The organism is Acidobacteriota bacterium (genome assembly GCA_016196065.1).
In the GTDB taxonomy this organism is placed as follows: Bacteria; Acidobacteriota; Terriglobia; order Terriglobales; family Acidobacteriaceae; genus Acidiflorens.
The window spans coordinates 1-20035 of the sequence record JACPYL010000018.1 but is presented as its reverse complement, the minus strand read 5'-3'; the positions used below and the strand labels follow the sequence as shown (position 1 = coordinate 20035).

General features: G+C 58.0%; 19 protein-coding genes. 18 read left to right on the top strand and 1 reads right to left on the bottom strand.

The window, feature by feature from the left end; genetic code table 11:
• Positions 1-25 precede the first annotated feature (25 nt).
• From HY010_16760 to HY010_16675, 18 genes are all read left to right on the top strand, one after another.
• Positions 26-1489, top strand: a complete 1464-nt coding sequence (locus HY010_16760; protein ID MBI3477386.1) for an alginate export family protein — start codon at positions 26-28, stop codon at positions 1487-1489.
• Positions 1490-1591: 102 nt separating this feature from the next.
• On the top strand, positions 1592-3496 hold the full coding sequence (locus HY010_16755) for an FAD-dependent oxidoreductase (protein ID MBI3477385.1): 1905 nt from the start codon (positions 1592-1594) through the stop codon (positions 3494-3496).
• Entirely contained in the window at positions 3484-3948 is a 465-nt protein-coding gene (locus tag HY010_16750; protein MBI3477384.1) for a Rieske 2Fe-2S domain-containing protein, read from the top strand. The genes HY010_16755 and HY010_16750 overlap by 13 nt, the downstream gene beginning before the upstream one ends.
• 37 nt (positions 3949-3985) lie before the next feature.
• Positions 3986-5500 (top strand): cytochrome b N-terminal domain-containing protein, encoded by a 1515-nt coding sequence (locus tag HY010_16745; protein MBI3477383.1) that lies wholly within the window; start codon positions 3986-3988, stop codon positions 5498-5500.
• Positions 5501-5510: 10 nt separating this feature from the next.
• Positions 5511-6995: a c-type cytochrome gene (locus HY010_16740; protein MBI3477382.1), complete on the top strand. Its 1485-nt coding sequence runs from the start codon at positions 5511-5513 to the stop codon at positions 6993-6995.
• Positions 6992-9757 carry a molybdopterin-dependent oxidoreductase gene (locus HY010_16735; GenBank protein ID MBI3477381.1) on the top strand — a complete coding sequence of 922 codons (2766 nt, stop codon included), beginning with the start codon at positions 6992-6994 and terminating at the stop codon, positions 9755-9757. Before HY010_16740 ends, HY010_16735 begins: the two co-directional genes overlap by 4 nt.
• Positions 9758-9769: 12 nt before the next feature.
• On the top strand, positions 9770-10771 hold the full coding sequence (locus HY010_16730) for a 4Fe-4S dicluster domain-containing protein (protein ID MBI3477380.1): 1002 nt from the start codon (positions 9770-9772) through the stop codon (positions 10769-10771).
• A gap of 8 nt (positions 10772-10779) precedes the next feature.
• A complete protein-coding gene (locus HY010_16725; GenBank protein MBI3477379.1) occupies positions 10780-11511 on the top strand; it encodes a hypothetical protein in 732 nt (243 codons plus the stop codon).
• Positions 11512-11544: 33 nt separating this feature from the next.
• Complete coding sequence (locus tag HY010_16720; protein MBI3477378.1) at positions 11545-12168, top strand: molecular chaperone TorD family protein; 624 nt, start codon at positions 11545-11547, stop codon at positions 12166-12168.
• A gap of 791 nt (positions 12169-12959) precedes the next feature.
• Complete coding sequence (locus HY010_16715; GenBank protein ID MBI3477377.1) at positions 12960-13235, top strand: hypothetical protein; 276 nt, start codon at positions 12960-12962, stop codon at positions 13233-13235.
• Positions 13232-13699, top strand: a complete 468-nt coding sequence (locus HY010_16710) for a hypothetical protein (protein ID MBI3477376.1) — start codon at positions 13232-13234, stop codon at positions 13697-13699. The genes HY010_16715 and HY010_16710 overlap by 4 nt, the downstream gene beginning before the upstream one ends.
• A complete protein-coding gene (locus tag HY010_16705) occupies positions 13696-14751 on the top strand; it encodes a ferric reductase-like transmembrane domain-containing protein (protein MBI3477375.1) in 1056 nt (351 codons plus the stop codon). Before HY010_16710 ends, HY010_16705 begins: the two co-directional genes overlap by 4 nt.
• Complete coding sequence (locus tag HY010_16700; protein MBI3477374.1) at positions 14748-15536, top strand: hypothetical protein; 789 nt, start codon at positions 14748-14750, stop codon at positions 15534-15536. Before HY010_16705 ends, HY010_16700 begins: the two co-directional genes overlap by 4 nt.
• A 272-nt stretch (positions 15537-15808) precedes the next feature.
• Positions 15809-16258: a hypothetical protein gene (locus HY010_16695; protein ID MBI3477373.1), complete on the top strand. Its 450-nt coding sequence runs from the start codon at positions 15809-15811 to the stop codon at positions 16256-16258.
• 62 nt (positions 16259-16320) lie between these two features.
• A complete protein-coding gene (locus tag HY010_16690) occupies positions 16321-16740 on the top strand; it encodes a DoxX family protein (protein ID MBI3477372.1) in 420 nt (139 codons plus the stop codon).
• Position 16741: 1 nt separating this feature from the next.
• Positions 16742-17263 carry a hypothetical protein gene (locus tag HY010_16685; protein MBI3477371.1) on the top strand — a complete coding sequence of 174 codons (522 nt, stop codon included), beginning with the start codon at positions 16742-16744 and terminating at the stop codon, positions 17261-17263.
• A gap of 2 nt (positions 17264-17265) precedes the next feature.
• The gene (locus tag HY010_16680; protein ID MBI3477370.1) at positions 17266-18882 is read left to right on the top strand and encodes a VTT domain-containing protein; all 1617 of its coding nucleotides are present in this window, start codon (positions 17266-17268) and stop codon (positions 18880-18882) included.
• A gap of 33 nt (positions 18883-18915) precedes the next feature.
• Positions 18916-19641, top strand: coding sequence for an NRDE family protein (locus HY010_16675; GenBank protein ID MBI3477369.1), 726 nt, complete (start codon positions 18916-18918; stop codon positions 19639-19641).
• A 3-nt stretch (positions 19642-19644) separates the two neighbouring features.
• On the opposite strand, the gene HY010_16670 is transcribed toward HY010_16675, so the two are convergent.
• Positions 19645-20035, bottom strand: a 391-nt coding sequence (locus HY010_16670; GenBank protein ID MBI3477368.1) for a glycogen debranching protein, incomplete at its 5' end; no start/stop codon positions are given.

Below are 20035 nucleotides of genomic sequence, written 5' to 3'. Positions count from 1 at the left end.
GGTGGACCAACGTCCTCACAGGAAGATGCGGAAAAGGGCCTCCATTGGCGCCACCCTGGCGCTATGGTTGCTCGCCAGCGGTAGTCGATCCAGCGCACAAAACCAACCATCCACGCCGCTCACGATTGCTGGAATCCACTTTTCTGGCAGCCTGCGAGTGCGCCCGGAGGTCTGGGACTGGTTCGATACCTCTGCCGCCGAGCCCAACTATACGTACTTCGCCTCGCTACTGCGACTAACCTTCAGCCAGGAACGGCCCCGATGGGACTGGCAGGTGGAATTTGCCCAGCCTCTTCTTCTCGGTCTTCCGGAAAATTCCGTCGCCTCCCCGCCACAAGGGCAGTTGGGACTGGGGGCCAGCTACTTCGCAGCCAATCATGACTCCACCGCAGCGTACTTCTTCGCCAAGCAGGGGTTCGTTCGTCTGAAGGCGATTTTCGGGGACCAAGCGAGCAGCCTGCGCTTCGGCCGATTTGAGTTCGTTGATGGGGCTGAAGTTGCTCCCAAGGACACCACGCTCTCGGTTTTGAAGCGCGACCGGATTGCCCACCGCCTGCTTGGAAATTTCGGCTTTTCCCATGTGGGGAGGAGCTTCGACGGAATTCAATACGTACGCGCAACGCCCGGCATGAATGTCACCTTGCTGATTGCGCGTGCTACTCAGGGCGTCTTCCAAGTCAACGGTTGGGGCGAACTGGACACAGATGTCATGTACGGTGCGGTGACGCGCTCGGTCGGGAAAAAGTCACCTGGGGAATGGCGCGTTTTTGCGCTGAGTTATCACGATGGCCGGCCGGTCCTGAAGGTAGACAATCGCCCCGTGTCCGCGCGCAATGCAGACCAGCACAACATCCGCATCACCAGCCTGGGCGGCAACTATCTGCAGACGCTGAACACCGAATGGGGGACGGCCGATCTGCTCTTTTGGGGAACCTGGCAGGTCGGCAGTTGGGGCGTATTGGATCACCACGCTGGAGCCATAGCCATCGAGGGCGGCTTCCAGCCTGTATGGAAACTCAAACCATGGTTTCGTGGCGGATATTTCTACAGCACCGGCGACGACAATCCTGCCGACGGGCAACACGGAACCTTCTTCCAGGTGCTACCCACGCCCCGGATCTACGCGCGGTTTCCTTTTTACAACCTGATGAACAACCAGGATGCGTTTGCAGAAGTGATTCTGCGTCCTCATCCGAAGTGGACCATCCGCTCGGATGCGCATTTCCTTCGACTCGGTAACAAGAATGACCTGTGGTACTCCGGGGGAGGAGCTTTTCAGTCTTCCACCTTCGGCTTTGTCGGTCGCCCGAGCGGCGGAATCCGGAGTCTGGCCAATGTTTACGACGCGAACGCGGACTATCAAGTCAATCCACACGTCACTCTGACCGGATACTACGCGGTTGCCACTGGGCGAGCGGTGATTCAGAAGATTTATCCGGATGGAGGCACAGGCCAGTTCGGCTATGGAGAGCTCAGTTGGAAGTTCTAGTGCGGGTGCATTCAGGATTTTGAGACTAACAGTGGTCCGTGATTGTGGTCACAGACGGTTATCCCTTGGGGGCAAGACTCTAGCCCTAAAGCAAGGCGAGCGATGATTGATACTGATACGCAATATCGCGTCCGCGTAGCCGACCCCGCCTATTGGCGGGAACAGATCAAGTGTCAATACGCCTGTCCGGTGCATACCGATGCACGCGGGTACGTGCGCGCCATCGCTGCCGGCGACTACGAGCAAGCCTACCTAATTGCCCGCGGGCCAAATCCCTTGGCCTCTCTATGTGGACGCATCTGCGGTGCCCCGTGTGAGGCGGCTTGCCGCCGGGGAACTATCGATCAGCCGATTTCCATTCGGGCGCTCAAGCGCTTCGTCTGCGAGAAGTTCGGGAGCGACACCCGTAGTGATGCAGGCAGTGAAGTGTTTCCCTACCTGAAGAGCAAAAATGAAACACGCCAGTGTGACGATCTTGAGGAACTCAGCCACTTGGTCGAGTTTCTTGCGAACGCCGAGTTTCCCAAACCTACCGGAGAGAGGATCGCGATCATCGGCTCAGGTCCTGCCGGTCTAGCTGCCGGGCACGACCTGGCCCTGATGGGATTCCGCCCGACGATTTTGGAAATGGAACCACAGCCTGCGGGGATGCTCTACACCGGCGTCCCTGGATATCGCCTTCCGCGCGACTTGATCCGGGCGGAAATCGCAGTGATTGAGTCTCTGGGCGTCGAGATTCGTTGCAACACACAGGTTGGGAGAGACGTCAGCTTCGTGGACCTTCGTCGGGACTATGCCGCCGTCATCATCGCGTGTGGCGCCAAGCGATCCCGGGCCCTGCCGATCCCCAATGCGGATGCGATCGGCGTGATGGGCGGTGTCGATTTTCTGCGGGATGTGTCACTGGGCAAGGACGTTTCCCTGGGGCAGAGAGTGATCGTAATCGGTGGTGGCAACGTGGCCTATGACGTTGCCCGAACTGTGTTGCGACAGGAAGAGTACGACGTATCGCGCACGGCGGCCCGCATGGCTGGGGTGCGGCAGGTGAACCTGGTCTGCCTGGAGTCTCTGGAAGAGATGCCCGCCGATACGGTGGAGATCCTTGAAGGCCAGGAAGAAGGCGTGACCCGCCACAACAGCTGGGGACCAAAAGAGATTCTGTTCGAGGAGAGGAATGGTCAAAAGTTCGTGCGGGGCGTGAAGTTCGTGCGCTGCAGTCAGGTCTACGACGAAAACAAGCGATTTGCGCCCAAGTTCGATGAGTCGGTTACGACGGAGATCGAGGGCGACACCGTTCTTCTCTCGGTCGGGCAATCTGCCGACCTCAGTTTTATCGACGCCCAACGAGACGGGATCGAGATGCGCTCTGCCCAGCAGATCGTCAACGATTCTGCGACTTGTACGACCTCGGCACCGGGAGTCTTCATCGCGGGCGACATCGCTTACGGGCCGCGCCTGATGATCCACGCCATTGCCAGCGGAAAACAGGCAGCTCGTTCCGTCTATCGCTTCTTGCGTGGCAAGGAAATCACGCAAGAGGAGGTCCAGTTCCATTTTCCTGTTGAGCCATATAAGCGTGAAAAACACTACGAGCATCGTTCGCGACTGCACATTCCAACTCTCTCGGCGAAAGAGCGTCTGAAAAACCCCTCTGCTCTGGTTGAGATTGGTTACAACGAGGAAGAGGCTCTGGCCGAAGCTGGCCGGTGCCTCGACTGCGGCATCAACACTATTTTTGACGGCGAACGCTGCATCCTGTGTGGCGGCTGCGTGGATGTTTGCCCCACGGTGTGTTTGAAGTTGGTGACGTTCGACCGGCTAGCGCTTTCGCCTGAACTTGAAACCGCGACGCGAGAGTCAAGCCTCGACCCTGCAGACCTCTCCGCCATTATCAAGGACGAAGAACGCTGCATTCGCTGTGGGCTGTGCGCGCAGCGTTGTCCCACTACGGCCATCACCATGGAGAAGTTCAGCTTTGCCAAGGAGTGGAAGCCATGTCCCGTCTAGATCCACCCCGTGTTAACCGGCGCAGTTTTCTTACACTCGCGTCGTTGGGAAGTTTTCTTGCAGCCATGGGCACCGCGGCTGCCGGAATGTTGCGGTTGCCCAACCCCGCAGTGCTGCCCGGCCCGGTGCGCCGCTTCAAACTCGGGCCGCCCGAGCAATTTTCAGCTGGAAGTGAAACCGCTTTCACCGATCAAAACCTGGTGCTGTTCCGCGACGACGAAGGCTTCTACGCGATTTCGAGCACATGCACTCATCTGGGTTGCACGGTAGCGCGCTCGAAGGATGGATTTGCATGCCCGTGCCACGGCTCCCGTTTCAACAGCAAAGGCGGCGTGGTGGGTGGTCCGGCGCCGCGACCTCTGCCCTGGCTGGAGGTCAGTCGTGCCGCGAACGGTGATTTGATCGTCAACGCGGACAACGAGGTCCCAGAGGGCACGCGGTACAGCGTGTAGGAGGCATACCGTGGCAGAGAGCGCGACGCGAGAGTTCATTCACAACCTGCACGATCTACCTCGGACATTGAAGGAGTCCTGCTTCCGCCTGGGCAAGACACCCGAATCGGAGCGCGAGGAGTCACAGGCCACTTTCCACAATCTCTTTCTGCACATCCACAGCGTTCGCGTACACGTGCGGACGCTTAGGCCAACACTCACATTCGGACTCGGCTTGATGGCGACGGCCAGTTTCATCATCACCATCATCACTGGCGTGCTTCTGATGGTTTACTACAAACCTTCGACCGATCTGGCCTATCAATCCATCAAGGACATTCACTTCACTGTCTCTACCGGACGCTTCATCCGCAACATTCATCGGTGGTCCGCGCAGTTGATGGTGCTGGTAGTCCTGCTGCACATGGCACGGGTCTTCTTTACGGCGAGCTACAAGAAGCCGCGTGAATTCAATTGGCTCGTGGGACTCGGACTGCTCGTCATCACCCTGGCGCTGAGCTTCACCGGCTACCTGCTGCCTTGGGACCAGTTGGCTTACTGGGCGATCACCATCGGCTCTAATATCGCCAACTCACCGCGTGAATTCACCGATGCCATCGGCATCACGAAATTCTTCGATCCCGGTGGCCTCCAAAAACGCCTTTTGCTGGGTGCAAACTACGTCGGGCAGGACGCGCTGATTCGATTTTACGTCCTCCACATTTTTGTTCTTCCGCTGGCACTGGTCGCGCTGCTCGGCGTGCACTTCTGGAGAATTCGAAAGGATGGTGGCCTTGCCAAGCCAGAAGATCCGCCCGGCGGACTCGCCGAATGGGGCGGAGAACGCCGGCCTGTATTCCAACCGCTTGCCACCAAAACCTATGGACTGATGGCGCTCGTGAAGGGCAAGCGCCCGCCGGTGAATCGGGGGCCTGAGAACACGGTGATGAGTTGGCCGCATTTGTTCTGGGCCGAGCTCTCGGTCTTCATGGTTACGGTAGCGACTACGCTGATTTTGTCTTACTACTACGATGCGCCTCTGAAGGAACTCGCGAACGCAGCCGTTCCGGAAAATCCGGCGAAGGCGCCCTGGTACTTCCTGGGACTTCAGGAACTGGTTTCCTATTCGGCGTTCATGGGAGGCATGTTGATTCCGATGATCGTCCTGGTCGGACTTGCGCTGATCCCGTTTCTGGATCGCCGCCCAGGAGGTGAAGGCACGTGGTTCGGCACTAGCGGTGAGCGCTCCGTGTTCTGGCAATCCTTACTCTTTGCCTGCGCTGTGACCGTCGGCATGCTCGCGTTCACTGTGAACTACGGCTGGCTGCGCAGCTGGTTTCCGAACATTCACCAGGTCTGGATCATCGCGATTAATCCCGGTTCGCTGCTGGTGTTGATCTTTGCTGCTTGGTCGCTGTTCATCCTGAAACGCAATGATTCGGTACGGCTCTCGGCGGTGGCGCTGTTCACCTGTTTCCTGGTCAGCTTCACTCTGCTGACGTACTTCGCGACCGTCCATCGCGGACCAAACTGGCATTTTTACTGGTGGCCCTCGCAGTGGCCTGTGCACTGAGGAAAATGCGATGACAGACCCATCCCGAATCTATCGCTGGCTCCTGTTGGTGTCGAGCATTGTCACCATCGCTTATCTGGTGGGTGCGGCTGTGCGCGAGAACTACCTCGCGCAATGGCAAACCGTGCAACACGAGTACCGCAACATTCTTCGCGAGAAAGCCACGGACGACCGCGGCCGCGAACTGCTCGCCAAGTTCCGCGTCGAGATGAAACAGGCCAGCATCCCGGCGCTCGCCACCGTGGACCGCTGCGTTACCTGTCACAACGGCATTGACGATCCTCGCATGACGGACGTGCCGCAGCCCCACCGCGCTCATCCCGGTCACATCCTCGACAAGCATCCCGTCGATCGCTTTGGCTGCACGGTCTGTCACCACGGGCAGGGCGCGGCCATGACGTTCAATGAAGCGAAAGCTGAAGACGTGTTCTGGGACTACCCTCTGCTGCCGCCGGAGCTAACCGAGGCGACATGCGTTACTTGCCACGACGCAGAAAAGTTACCGCCCGATCAGATTCCGCTGCTGGTTGCCGGCATGAAGCTCTATCAGGAGAAAAGCTGCGGCTCCTGCCATAAGCTTGGTGGACGCGGCGGTGCGCTCGGACCTGCGCTCGATAATGAAGGTGCGAAGACCAAGCACCAGCTCATCATGACGAACCTGAAGCCGCCACATACCACATGGGACTGGCAGAACGCTCACCTCCGCGATCCCGGTGGCGTGGTTCCCGATAGCCTGATGCGCAATCCAACCGTCACCCGGCCAGAAGCACTGGCGCTCACCGCGTACATGCTCTCGCAGTGGAAACGGGATGTGCCCGAGAGCTATCTTGCGCCTGACAAGATCGAGCAGAAATACCACTCGCTCCATCCCGTTCCCCTGACCGGTGAACAGGTCTACAGGCAGTACTGCACTGCCTGCCACGGCAACGGCGCTTACACCCGTTGGGACAAGAAATTCAACCGCTTCATTCCGGCGATTCGCGGCGCCTCGTTGATTGCAGCCGCAACTCGCGAATACTTCCAGACCAACATCGAGCGAGGACGACCTGGCACGCAGATGCCTGCCTGGGGCCCGCATGCGGGTGGACTGCTTCCCGAAGAGATTGCGGGGGTGATTGAGTATCTCCGCACGGGTGCTACGGTAGCCCCGGCAATGGTTCCACTAATCCTGCAGGGTGACTCCACTCGCGGTCACACCCTCTTCCTGAGGAATTGCGCCGGCTGTCACGGCATGAACGGTCGCAGCGGAATCGCACCGGAGATTGGCAACCCCGTGTTTCAGCAGGCTGCTACGAACGACTTTATCGTACGCACAATCCGCAACGGTCGAGTGGCAACGGCCATGCCCGCCTTCCAGCGTGCAGACGCTCCAGCGCTTAGCGATCAGGAGGTTGCGGACTTGCTCGCCTACTTGCGCACGCTAGGGGAGCAAAGAGGGCAGAAATCTATGGCGCAAAACTCGATTTCAGGAACGCCTTCGGGGCATCAACCATGAGCGATAACAACGAACCTAAGAAGCCCTTCTCGCGACGCAGTTTTATACGAACTGCCGCAATAACGGCTGCTACTCTCGCCCTCCCCGGTTGCTCGCGTAAAGAGAAACCGGTGTTGAGCACGCTAACGGGAGACTTTGATCCGCTGCGCAGTTATCCCTATCGCGGATGGGAGGACTTCTACCGCAAGATCTGGACGTGGGACAAAGTCGTCCGTTCCACACATTCGGCCAACTGCACCGGCTCCTGCTCCTGGAAGGTGTACGTGCGCAACGGCGTGATGGTCCGCGAGGAGCAGGCGGCCGACTATCCGCGTATCAATGCGGATCTTCCGGATTACAATCCGCGCGGATGCCAGAAGGGTGGATGCTTTACCGAATACGTATACAGCCCGCAGCGCCTGCGCTATCCGTTGATCCGCACAGGCGAAAGGGGAGAAGGCAAGTGGCGCCGCGCTACCTGGGACGAGGCGCTCACCATGGTTGCCGAAAACCTGCTCGACAATATTTACAACCATGGCCCAGATACAAATTCCTTCTTCAGTGTCATCCCCGCTATGAGTCCGGTCAGCTTTTGCGCAGGCTCGCGGCTTGCCCACTACATTGGCGGCGTTTTCCTTTCCTTCTACGACTGGTACTGTGACCTGCCCCCGGGTGAGCCGCTGACCTGGGGTGTTCAGACCGAGTCCTGCGAATGCGCTGACTGGTTCAACTCGAAATACATCGTGCTTTGGGGATCGAACATCTCGCAGACGCGCATCCCCGACGCCCACTTCGCCTACGAGGCTCGCTATAACGGCGCTAAGCTCGTCTGCATTTCTCCGGACTACAACTCCAGCGCCATTCATGCCGATCTTTACTTCCGGATCAACCCTGGCACCGACGGCATTCTCGCGCTCGGCGTCGCCAAGCTGCTGATCGATCAGAACCTCATCGACGCGCCGTATGTGAAAGAACAAACGGACATGCCACTGCTTGTGCTTCCGGGCACGAACCGCTTTCTGCGCGAGTCTGATCTCAAGAAAGGTGGCAAGGACGACATTTTCTACTTCTGGGATACGAAGCAGCAGAAGGCAGTGCCAACGCCCGGTTCCATGGGATCGGATCAGAAGACCATCCAACTCAACGGTGCCGATCCCGCGCTGACCGGCACGTTCCACGTGCAGCTCGCCGATGGCAAGACCGCTGAAGTCACCACCGTATTCGAACTCCTGAAGAAAGAAATTGCCGGATACACGGTGGATGAAGTCGCCGCACGAACCGGTCTGCCCGCCCACGAGATCGAACTCTTCGCCAGAGATCTGGGCACGCGCAAGCCGGCGATGATCATCCACGGTGCCGGCACCAATCACTGGTTCCACAACGATCTGACCAACCGCTCCTTCATCCTGCTGGTTGCTCTCACGGGAAACACCGGCAAAAATGGCGGTGGATTCAATCACTACGTCGGACAGGAGCGCCTCTGGCCCGAGCAAGGCTTCTTTAAGCTCGCCTTTCCCGAAACCCGCAAGAAGCAGCGCTTCCAGAACACCACGCTGTGGAGCTATGTGCACTCCTCGAATAAGGACCCACATCTTTATAACGGCAAGCCGATCGAGTGGTACATCCAGGAATCCGTGAAGAACGGATGGATGCCGCTCTGGCCGAAAAACGGCAAGAAGCCACGCGCCTTCATCGTGTGGCGAGCCAACTACCTGAACCAGGCCAAAGGCAACGAGATCATCGAGTCGTCACTGTGGAAGGACCTCGATCTAATTGTCGACATCAACTACCGCATGGACACGACGGCGCTCTACTCCGACGTCGTGCTGCCCGCGGCCAGCTACTACGAGAAGGTGGACATCAACTCCACCGACTGCCACAGCTACATTCACCCGTTCGGCAAAGCTTGTGAGCCACTGTTTGAAAGCAAGACCGACTGGGACATTTTCCGTGCACTGGCTGAAAAGATGGCTGAGGTTGCAACCAAGAAAGGCCTGAAACCCTTCCACGACGAAGCCTTCGATTGGAACCGCGATTTCACGCAGCTCGCGCACGACTGGACGGGCAAGGGGAAGATCCAGAGTGACGAACAGGCTGTGGACTTCATCCTCGGGAACGCGGAAGAAACGAAGGGAATGACCTACAAGCAACTGCAGGAGAAACCGAAGCGCTTCATCGCGACGGATCCCGAATCGTGGAACAGCGACATTGAAGACGGCATTGCCTATACGCCCTTCAAGCATCAGCTTGAAAAGAAGCGCCCATGGCGAACTTTGACGGGGCGCCAGCAGTTCTACATCGATCATCCCTGGTACATCGAACTGGGCGAGCAACTGCCGACGTTCAAAGAGCCGGTTGCCGAAAAATATCCGCTCTACTGGAACACGCCGCACGGGCGCTGGTCGATCCACTCCACGTGGCGCGATCACCGCGCCATGCTGCGGCTGCAGCGCGGCGGACCTATTGTCTACATGCATCCAGACGACGCGCGCAAGCGCGGCTTACAAGACAACGACTGGGTCCGCATCCACAATGAAGTCGGCCACTGCGTTTGCCGCTTGCAGATCCTGCCCGGCGAAAAGCCCGGCCGCGTCACGATGTATCACGGCTGGGAAAAATACCTTGGGTTCAAGGAGGGCGGATGGCAGTCGCTCACCTACATCAAGATCAAACCGACCCAGCTCATCGGCAAGTACGGCCATGTCAACTTCCGCCTGAACTACTGGGGGCCGACCGGCAACAACCGCGACATCAAGGTGGACGTTGAGAAGGCGAAGGTCTGAGGAGAGGCAGCCATGTCAAAACACCAATATGCGATGGTGATGGACCTGAACAAATGTCTGGGCTGCCAGACTTGCACGATCGCGTGCAAGAAACTCTGGACCGACCGCGACGGCACCGGCTACATGTACTGGAACAATGTCGAGACCCGTCCCGGCCTTGGCTATCCGCGCCAGTGGGACCGTATCGGCGGCGGATGGAAAGATGGCTTGCTCCAGCCCAGCCCGCTGCCCACCATGGACGACTACGGCCACGCCTGGGAATACAACTACGAACAGCGTCTGTATGAAGGCAAGAAGCAGCCAGTCATGCCCTCGCCCGAGCCGGAGTCCGGCGTCAACTGGGACGAAGATGTGGGCAGCATGAATGAAGACGAGAACTACTTCTTCTATTTGCCGCGTATCTGTAACCACTGCACGCACCCTGCGTGTTTGGAGGCGTGTCCGCGCAAGGCTATTTACAAACGCGACGAAGACGGCATCGTGGTGATTGACCAGGAGCGCTGCCAGGGTTATCGCTACTGCATCAAGGCGTGCCCCTATAAGAAGATCTACTTCAACGAGGTCACTGGGAAATCGGAGAAATGCATCTTCTGCTATCCGCGGCTTGAGAAAGGCCAAGTGAACGCCTGCGCCGCGCAGTGTCCGGGCCGATTGCGCTTCGTTGGCATACTCGACGATCCCGAGTCTCCTGTGCACAAGCTGGTTTTGGTACACAAGATCGCTCTGCCTCTCTTCCCGGAGAAGGGAACGCAGCCCAACGTCTTCTACGTTCCGCCATTCAATCCGCCAAAACGCGACAACTACGGCAAGAGCATTCAGGAGGACCCGCGGGTGCCGCTCGATTACCTTATCTACCTCTTCGGGCCGGAGGTGAAAGATGTGATTGTGCGCCTGGAGGCGGAGCTCAAGAAAACCCAGGAGGGCGGGCGCAGTGAGGCACTGCAACTGCTGATCGGCCGCGATGCCGAGACGCGGTACCGCGTGCGGCCCCAGTTGGTGCAGATCCAGCTGTAGGAGAATCCATGAGAACTCGCCAATTTGTGATCACTGTCTCAGTCGGTTTGGTGCTCTCCACCGTGTGGGCACAGACCGGGGCGAAACCGGCTGCCGGGCAGTCGCTGCCCGTGCCTGCGTCCTCAGCGAGCGCTGATGCTCTGCTCAATGGCGGCCCCGGAGCATGGAGTCAGATTGCGGTGAAGCATGTCGCCCTGAACCGCACGCCTCCGCTTTATGATACCGACGAGCCCGCACCGCCGGAGATCCCGAGCCTCGACGTCCGTGCTGCTCGTTCGGGTGGAAAGTTGCTGTTTCAGCTCAGCTGGCACGATCCAACACGCGACGCGGTCACGCTCGCAGAAGTCCCCAACACACCACCAGAGACCCGTTTCCGCAAAGTCCCGACCGAAGCCGACGATCGGTTCTTCGACGCCGCTGCAGTCATGTTTCCCGAAAAGTCGGACATCAACACGATTGCTCCCTCTTTACAAATGGGAGACGCTGAACACCCCGTCGAAATCTACTACTGGAATGCCACGCGCGGCGCTATGGTGATGCAGGCACAGGGCCGCAGTACAACCAAGCGCACTGGTAAACCCTTCCCCGCAAGCAGTTCCTATCAGAACGACCGATGGAACGTGATCTTCGAGCTGCCCGATCTGGCCGCCGGGACGACCGTGGCCTTCGCTGTCTGGAACGGGAGCCAGAAAGATCGTGACGGCCGAAAATATTTCTCGGTGTGGCAAGTTTTGGAATGAGCCAGAGTTTCAGAAATAGGAGGCGCGATCCAAATGATCGCTACTGACGAGAACGCTGTCACCTCGATCGACTGGCAGCAGAACGACCTCTATCGATTTTTTGCGCTGGTCTTTGCGTCCCCCACGTTCGAGTGCTTCAATTTCCTGGGGCAGCCTTCCGTTCCGATGACGCTCTGTGATCTGTGGAAGCGCTTGGAATGTGAGGGTGAGTTCCCCGGTTTTGAATGGTTCGCTAGCTACGAACTCTACGAGTCCGCATATATCACTCTGTTCGACGTTGGCGTACCCGAGCCGCCGGTGCCTCTCTTCGAGTCAGCGCACGACAAAACTCATCCCGCGCAAGAAATTGCTTTAGAGAATACCTACTTCTACGAGGTTCTCGGCCTCAAGTCGGACCCAAGCTGTGCTGTCCCTGACTACCTTGTCACTCAGTTGGAGTTCCTCGCTGCTCTTCGTTACACCTACGAAAACGCATCGGACGAAGCCACCGCCGTTTCGCTCGCTAGAGCCGAGACTGAATTCCTGGAGCGCCACCTATTGAACTGGGTTCCCACGGCAAAGACCAAGCTGGACCGAACAGGCGCACCCGGCTTTCCCGTAGTGATGGCGTTGCTGGAACAGTTCCTGGGCCACAGACACGAGGGTCGGGCGTGCTAGGCGTAGCCTTACCAGCAATCTCTTGTCAACCGCCGTCGGAACTAAAACCTACTTCTTCCGCTCCACGTCCCATGTGGAGGCTTGCTGACTGTGAGCGAAAGCAGTGTGTGTGGATGCGGTCGGCAAAGAAGTCGATTATGATACGGGCCTACCCTGCCGCTTAGCAGTGTCGACCCGCATGTCTAGTGAGGCCAAGCGATGGAATCTCAGTCGTTCATGATTGGAATGGAGACAGGGAGCGCCTTCCTAACGAATCGTGATCCCCTCCCGTTATCCATCTGTTGATGAGGCTCTCTCTAAGATAATCGTGGTTTTTAACCCGTGGGTTGTAAAACAACTTTCGGTGCGTTCGCCGACATCCGCAGTTTCTGGCCAAGGATGTGCTCGATAGTGCGCCTTTGACCACTCGAGAAACTCTCGCGCGGCGCTATTGAACTCCCGGACCACTACCCCTCGCACCGGGGTTCGTCCCTCGATCAGCGCTCGCGGATATTCCGACTCCTTGTCCAGTGATTTCGCGCTCCGCGGCGACCCGTAGGTTCGAGTCCTACCGCCGCCACCAATTTCCTCAACAAGTTGCGCGAGATCCTCCGGGATCTCCGTGTCGCAAGGATTAGTTTTCGAGCCCAGGTACCGCGTGTGGCTGGACAATGAACTGGTGATTGGCGAAGAGTCCCGGCTTCATTCTTTCCTTGCGCTTAGCCGCAACTTTTATTCACGGTCGGAATCCGACAGCCAGCAGAAGCTCCAGGCTCACGGAGCCGACAAGCGAAGCGTAAGTAAACAGTGGAATGTTCCCGGCGTACCGATCACAAGTGCTTGAGACTCTAGCCAATTCGTTTGTCTACACCCTTGCTGCCTACGCCGGGCTGGGACTGTTGTTCGCCATTCGTTTCGTGTGGCGGGGTGTGCAACGGGTGGATTCAGAAGCCCAGGGAGCCGGCCTTGGTTTCCGATTGCTGATCCTGTCCGGAGTCGCCGCACTCTGGCCGATGTTTCTCTATCGCCTGGCGCGAGGGGTCGAGGAGCCTCCCGGGGAAAGGAATCCCCACCGGACCACCTCATGAATCAACCGCTGAGAGCCGTTCATCGCCGCGCATTCCTCGGACTCGCATTTGTTCTGCCGGCGGTCCTGATTACAGGGCTCGCGGCACGCCGTCCCCAGGTGGTGGCATCCTCGGGGCATAGTTCGCAACTTCCCGCCTCGGCTCAATTAGTCAGGAAGTCCGACACGCTATGGCAAAAACACGAGATCCATACCAACTTTTACAGTTCTGCAGACTCTGCCCGCATCCTCTATGTGGTGCTGCATCCAGTGCAATCGGTGGACGAGCCTGATCCGTTGCTGTACTGGTCGTTGACGGCTCCGGCGGCAAGTGGCGTGCCCTCGCAAGCCCAATTGATGGGTGCATTTGCTTCCGACAAGACATTCGCACTCCAACTGGATGAGCACCGCGCTGGCTACCTGATTCTGTACAGCGGCGCTCATCAGGCTGTGATCGACTTCGCCAGGGTGGAGAAGCTTCCATGAGCGTCCAATACGGAGCGATCGGCTGGAACCGTCAGAAAAAAATCTACGACGTCGTTCTCGGTTCGCTTCTGGTTATCTACCTCGCACTATTTGTGGGCGTCGGAGCGTTGGTGAATCCAAATGCGACAGCCGAGACGCTTCTGATCCGGGCGTTCGGCACGAGCGCGTTCCTCTTATTGAATATCGTGTTGTGTATCGGTCCATTGGCGCGGCTGGATCGTCGATTCCTGCCGTTGCTGTACAACCGGCGTCATCTGGGTGTCACGACATTCCTGATGAGTCTGGCGCATGGCGGCTTTGCACTTTTCCAATTTCATGCCCTGGGAAATCTGAATCCATTGCTCAGCTTGCTCGTCAGCAATCCGCGCTATGGAAGCGTCGCAGATTTTCCCTTTCAGGCGCTGGGCTTTGTCGCGCTTCTCATTCTCTTTTTGATGGCTGCAACTAGCCATGACTTCTGGCTGCGTAACCTTTCCGCTCCTACCTGGAAACGGCTCCACATGATGGTGTACGTTGCCTACGCCTTGTTGGTCGCGCATATTGTGCTGGGCGCGCTTCAGTCAGAAGCCAGCTCGATTCTCGCGAGCGTGTTGGTTGTTGGTGTGGCCATCGTGCTTTCGCTTCATCTCGCCGCAGCACTTCGTGAAAAGACGATCGACCGCGCAAAATTGCACGCTACCGAAGAAGGTTTCGTGGAGGTGTGCCCCGTCGATCGCATCTCGGAAAAGTGCGCGACCATGGTCTCTGTTTCGGGTGAACGGGTAGCCGTCTTTCGTTATGAAGGCAAGGTGTCGGCTATATCGAACGTCTGCCAGCATCAGAACGGACCGCTTGGTGAGGGCAGAATCATCGACGGGTGCGTCACCTGTCCCTGGCATGGCTATCAATATCGGCCTGAGACAGGCGCCGCGCCTGCTCCGTTCAAAGAAAAAGTCCCGACATTTTTGGTTAAGGTGATCGAAGGAACGGTCTTCGTTCATCCGAAACCCAATGCACCCGGAACTTATGTCGAGCCAGCGCAGGTCGAGTGCCGTGAGGAGCAGACGCGATGAACGATTTTTACGTCGGCTATCTCCCCAAGGCGCCCACGGAATTAGCGCGCTTCACTCGTCGGGTGGTGATCGGACTGGCACTGGTGACGGTTGCAATTGCTCTACTGTTACTCCGTGGCCAAAATCCGTTTCCGCCCTCTGCATTCGAATTCGGCAAAGCGCGCAGTTTCGAAGGAGTCATTCAAGCGCAGCCTTATGCTGTTTTGCTGGTGGCTCGTCCAGGCCAGACGGCTGCGGAGGACCGTTACTCTGAGTACCTTCTCGTCGCTCCAGGTAAGCATGGTGCCGGCGATCTTGTGAGCGGTTGGGTCGGCAAATCGGTTCGCCTGGGTGGGCAATTGATTTATCGCGACGGAGTAACCATGATCGAGATCGAACCGGGCTCGATCACCTTGCGAGAGTCAGAGACCCCGCCAGCTCTGCCTACGCGCAGCGTGGACGTGGTCACGATGACCGGTGAAATCGTCGATAGCAAGTGTTACCTGGGCGTCATGAATCCCGGCAGCGGCAAGGTCCATCGTGATTGCGCCTCGCGTTGTCTGAGCGGCGGCATTCCTCCAATTTTCATCGCCATCGCCACCCACAAGCAATTCCTGCTTGTCGGAACGGACGGAAAGGCGCTGAACCGCGATGCACTACGAGAATTCGTCGCGGAGCCACTCATTATTCAAGGCGAAGTATTCGAGCGCGGAGACCAGCACCTGCTGACGGTGGATCCACAGCTCCTTAAACACCAACCCGACGGGCTCACGGCCTCCCGGCATCCCATCCAGCCACGACGTTAGGCAAGAAAATGGTTCTCGTGGCAAAAAATATCGCGCTCGCGGCGAAACTTTCCTCCGCACACTGAATCTCACGCACAGCGAAGGCTCGGGCACGCATGCCCGATGAATCGCACGTCGAGCGCCGAAAGCCCTCCCCACGGCGCTCGATTTGTAGACATTCGCAATGTGAATGTTTTCCTGTTGAGCCCCTCTTCCAACTGAAACTTCTGCCCTCCATCCGAGTCTCACCGTTTAAGAGTTTCAGACCAGCTCAGAAAGTGGAGGAGCAGTAAATGAGAAAGGTTTTTCTGACGATTCTAATGTTCAGCACCGTGTTTACTTTTGCCGCGAGCAAGCAATTGCTCAACCTGGACCGCAGCGGTTTGGCCATCCAGGGATACGATCCGGTGGCGTTTTTTATGGATCAACGTCCGGTGCAAGGAAACGAGATGTTTCAGTCGAACTACAACGGCGCGAAATATTACTTCGTCTCGATGGAACACAAGGCCGCGTTCGACAAGGACCCGGCAAAGTATGAACCACAATTCGGGGGGTACTGCGCTTACGGCGTGAGCCGCGGCAATCGCGCCCCGGTCAAGATCGAGGCCTGGCAGATCGTCAACGGTCGGCTGTTGATGCAGTACGACCTCGACATTAAGAACAACTTCAACAAGGACCAGCAGGGCAGTCTGAATAAGGCAGACCAGAACTGGCCCGGCCTCGTTGATAAGTACGGCAAGTAAAGGAGCACTCGATGAGCAGCCATGCGATCGCAACCACCAACAAGACGACGGCGACTCCAGCCCTGATTCTGGGCTGGGTCTGCCGGATCATCGCCGCCGTGATTCTTTTGCAGACGCTCTTCTTCAAATTCACGGCTGCGCCGGAATCGGTCTACATCTTCACCAAGCTCGGAGAATTTCTGCACGGCTATCTATCGTTCGTGCCCGTGGCATTTGCCGAGCAGTGGGGACGGATCGGGTCGGGCATGTTGGAACTGATCGCCGCGATCCTGTTGCTGACGCCGCGCTTCGCTTGGGCAGGATCGTTGCTCGCCATCGCGGCCACGACCGGCGCAATCGTCAGTCACCTGACGTTCCTTGGCATCGAGGTGCAGGGAGACAAGGGACTGCTGTTCGCACTAGCAGTCACCGTGGTTGTAACCTCAGCAGTCGCGCTCTACCTGCATCGCAAACAGATTCCCGTACTCGGGGAGCGGTTCTGATATGAAACCTGCTTCTCTATTGTCGGCGGTCGAGGACGTTTTGCAGCAGGGTTGCACTCTGCTGAAGAGCGTGACCGATGCTACTTACACTCGCAGGCAGGACGGTCCGCACAATTCCACGCTCGGCGCGCACTACCGCCACGTGCTCGAACACTTTGTATGCCTGCTCGATGGGCTGGCGACGAGTGAGATTAACTACGATCAGCGCCGCCGTAATCGCGAGATCGAGAACTCTTCCATGGAAGCGCTCTTCGCCACGGAAGAACTGATTCGCAAGTTCCGCAACTTGCCCGTGAGTGAACTTGGCCGCGAGTGCACTGTCGTCTACAGCGTCGGCTATGGAGATAGCGCCGCGCTCGCTGTCGACTCCAACGTGGCGCGCGAGGTCATGTTCTGCGTCGGCCACGCTATCCATCACTACGCAATCCTGAAACTGGTCGCTGCCGCGATGGCCGTGCAGTTGCCCTACGAATTCGGAGTTGCCCCCTCAACGCTGAAACATCTCGAAGCTCAGGCAAACTGACCATGTTTCCCCATCTTCCATTCCCGGAGACGCAAACCACCCTTGCGCTGTCGATCTTCCTGTTCACGTTTGCCTATGAAGATGGCGCCACACTGCTCGCTGCGACACTCGGTGCGGCCGGGAAGTTAGACGTGCGATTGGGATTCGTCAGCGCCTTTCTGGGAATCTGGATTGGCGACATGGGACTCTACGCGCTCGGATCGAGTCTGGGCCGTCGAGCCGCTACGGCTCGTTGGTCGCGACGCTTTATCTCGGACGAAACACTCGTCCAGGCGGAAGTTTGGTTCAAGAAACGCGGCCCGTTAACCGTTGTCATGAGCCGTTTTTTGCCAGGAAGCCGCCTGCCCCTCTACGTGACGGCGGGCATTCTCAAACTGCCGGCGCGATTGTTCAGCATCATCACTGGCATCTGCGCAGCGATCTGGGTAGCCGCGATCTTTGGTGTCTGGCACTACGCACCGCGACTCCCGTGGCTAACTGGACGAAAAGCGCCCGGATTGCTCATCGCAGCGTTTCTTTTGGCTCCGGCCTTTCTCAGCAGAGGGCCAGCCCTTCTCAAGCGCGTGGGTTTGTTGATCAGGAAATATCAACGCTGGGAATTTTGGCCCGCGTGGATGTTCTATCCCCCGGTAGCAGCGATGTGTGTGTGGTTGGGACTTCGGTATCGCGGATTCTCGCTGCCGACCGTCGCGAACCCCGCATTTCGCAACGGAGGTGTCGTTGGCGAATCGAAAATTGAAATCCTGCAGGCCCTGATGCAAGTTGCACCGGAAGCTGTCGCGGACGGCTGTCTCATCGCCGCCGGTAATGTTGCCCAGCGCCGAGAGGCGGTAGATCGCTTGCGATCAGAGCAGCGGATTGGCTATCCGTTTGTCCTCAAGCCGAACGTCGGACAACGCGGGGCAGGCTTCAAGCTGATGAACTGCGCCGCTGATGTCGATTCATATCTGACACAGGTCGCGTCGGACATCATCCTGCAGCGTTATGTCGGTGACCAGAAAGAGATCGGCGTTTTCTACTATCGCTTCCCCGGACAACAGCGTGGCCAGATTTTTGCAATCACCGAGAAAGTTTTCCCGGCAGTGGTCGGCGACGGTATGAGTACGTTCGAACAGCTGATCGACGCCGATCCCCGCGCATCGTTGATTTCCAGCACTTACAGCGCCCGATTTCCCGATCTCCGCGGACGCGTGTTACCAACTGGAAAGCGAGTGCGCCTGGTGGAAGCCGGCAATCACTGCCAGGGCTGCATCTTTCGGGATGGCAGCCATCTCGCATCGGAGGCGCTGCGCGACCGTATCGATAAGATTTCACGGAGGATTCCGGGATTCTTCATCGGTCGATATGACATCCGCTACTCCAGCGACGAGGACCTGCTGCGCGGTGAGACCTTCAAGATCATCGAACTGAACGGCGCAGCGTCTGAAGCGACGAATATCTACGATGAACGGAATTCGTTGCTGACGGCCTACAAGACCCTCTATCGCCAATGGAAACTGGTCTATAGCATCGGCCGGAAGAATCGCGACTTGGGGCACCGGCCGCCATCATTCATTGATTTTCTGAAAGACTGGAAGTTGTATCAGGCAACATCTGCGGCATATCCAGCAGCGGATTAGCGTTGTCGAAATGCGGTCGTCGTTCTATCCAACATGTGTACTCTGACCATCGTCACCCGCGACAACGGCTACTCTCTCGCGATGAATCGCGATGAGCAACTAACTCGAAACGACGCTGTACCGCCCGTCAAGGTCGATCTGCAAGGAACCAGCGTCGTCTATCCCCGCAACAGCGCTGGCGGTACATGGGTAGCCGTAAACGAGCGCGGCATTGCCCTTGCGCTTCTGAATTGGAACGACGTACCGCAGCCCACCACGGAAAAAGCGCGCAGCCGCGGCGCGGTAATTCCCGCGCTCGTCGGCTGTAGTTCTTTGGCGGAAGTACGAAACGCCTTGTCGGGGCTTGATCTAAGCGACGTGTGGCCCTTCCGACTGGTGGGCGTGTTTCCCTCGGGGCAGATGATCTGCGAATGGAATTGGAATCAAGAGAAGCTGGAAACACCCGCGCGTGAATGGAGATCACAGCATTGGTTTTCGTCGAGCCTGTCCGATGCCCGGGCCTCGGAGAAGCGCGGAGAAGTCTGCCAGGCTGCGTGGACATCGACAGACGCTGGAACTCTGCCATGGATGCGGCGTTTGCACGCCTCTCACGCGAACGGCCCCGGACCTTTTAGTCTGTGCGTGCACCGCGAGAGTGTCGGTACGCTCAGTTACACCGAAATCGATTGTGGTTTGGAGAGTATTGCGTGTCGGTATTGGGCCGGCCAGCCGTGCGAGCAGGTCGAACCTGGCGACGCGGTGGGTTTAGTTCGGAAGTGACAATCACGCCGTTTGGGTAATCGAGGGGCGCACCGGTGCCTGTGCTGATGGTCTGAAGCCCTTCACATCTTCCACATACGCCCGCAGCACTTCTCCAACGCTCCAGGCTTGAGCAATGCACCCACACGGCCTCTGGGGCGCATCGCCATCGAGGATCTCTGAGATTTGTCCCAGTCCGCCATCGGACAGGTGTTCTTGAAGAGGCTTGAGCCACTCTGCAGCCTGCGAGCGAGCCTCCGTGCTCCCACCATTTACCTTCACGTAGGCAGTAATGAATGGTCCCATCAGCCACGGCCACACGGTTCCCTGGTGATACGCGGCGTCGCGCTCTGCCGGACCACCGGTGTAGCGTCCGCGATATTGCGGATCACTAGGCGACAGACTGCGCAGGCCG

What these genes read in the sequence shown, in the direction of transcription:
- HY010_16760 (MBI3477386.1), top strand. Translation starts at nt 26, where the DNA reads ATGCGGAAAAGGGCCTCCATTGGCGCCACCCTGGCGCTATGGTTGCTC.
- HY010_16755 (MBI3477385.1), top strand. Translation starts at nt 1,592, where the DNA reads ATGATTGATACTGATACGCAATATCGCGTCCGCGTAGCCGACCCCGCC.
- HY010_16750 (MBI3477384.1), top strand. Translation starts at nt 3,484, where the DNA reads ATGTCCCGTCTAGATCCACCCCGTGTTAACCGGCGCAGTTTTCTTACA.
- HY010_16740 (MBI3477382.1), top strand. Translation starts at nt 5,511, where the DNA reads ATGACAGACCCATCCCGAATCTATCGCTGGCTCCTGTTGGTGTCGAGC.
- HY010_16735 (MBI3477381.1), top strand. Translation starts at nt 6,992, where the DNA reads ATGAGCGATAACAACGAACCTAAGAAGCCCTTCTCGCGACGCAGTTTT.
- HY010_16730 (MBI3477380.1), top strand. Translation starts at nt 9,770, where the DNA reads ATGTCAAAACACCAATATGCGATGGTGATGGACCTGAACAAATGTCTG.
- HY010_16725 (MBI3477379.1), top strand. Translation starts at nt 10,780, where the DNA reads ATGAGAACTCGCCAATTTGTGATCACTGTCTCAGTCGGTTTGGTGCTC.
- HY010_16720 (MBI3477378.1), top strand. Translation starts at nt 11,545, where the DNA reads ATGATCGCTACTGACGAGAACGCTGTCACCTCGATCGACTGGCAGCAG.
- HY010_16715 (MBI3477377.1), top strand. Translation starts at nt 12,960, where the DNA reads ATGTTCCCGGCGTACCGATCACAAGTGCTTGAGACTCTAGCCAATTCG.
- HY010_16710 (MBI3477376.1), top strand. Translation starts at nt 13,232, where the DNA reads ATGAATCAACCGCTGAGAGCCGTTCATCGCCGCGCATTCCTCGGACTC.
- HY010_16705 (MBI3477375.1), top strand. Translation starts at nt 13,696, where the DNA reads ATGAGCGTCCAATACGGAGCGATCGGCTGGAACCGTCAGAAAAAAATC.
- HY010_16700 (MBI3477374.1), top strand. Translation starts at nt 14,748, where the DNA reads ATGAACGATTTTTACGTCGGCTATCTCCCCAAGGCGCCCACGGAATTA.
- HY010_16695 (MBI3477373.1), top strand. Translation starts at nt 15,809, where the DNA reads ATGAGAAAGGTTTTTCTGACGATTCTAATGTTCAGCACCGTGTTTACT.
- HY010_16685 (MBI3477371.1), top strand. Translation starts at nt 16,742, where the DNA reads ATGAAACCTGCTTCTCTATTGTCGGCGGTCGAGGACGTTTTGCAGCAG.
- HY010_16680 (MBI3477370.1), top strand. Translation starts at nt 17,266, where the DNA reads ATGTTTCCCCATCTTCCATTCCCGGAGACGCAAACCACCCTTGCGCTG.
- HY010_16675 (MBI3477369.1), top strand. Translation starts at nt 18,916, where the DNA reads ATGTGTACTCTGACCATCGTCACCCGCGACAACGGCTACTCTCTCGCG.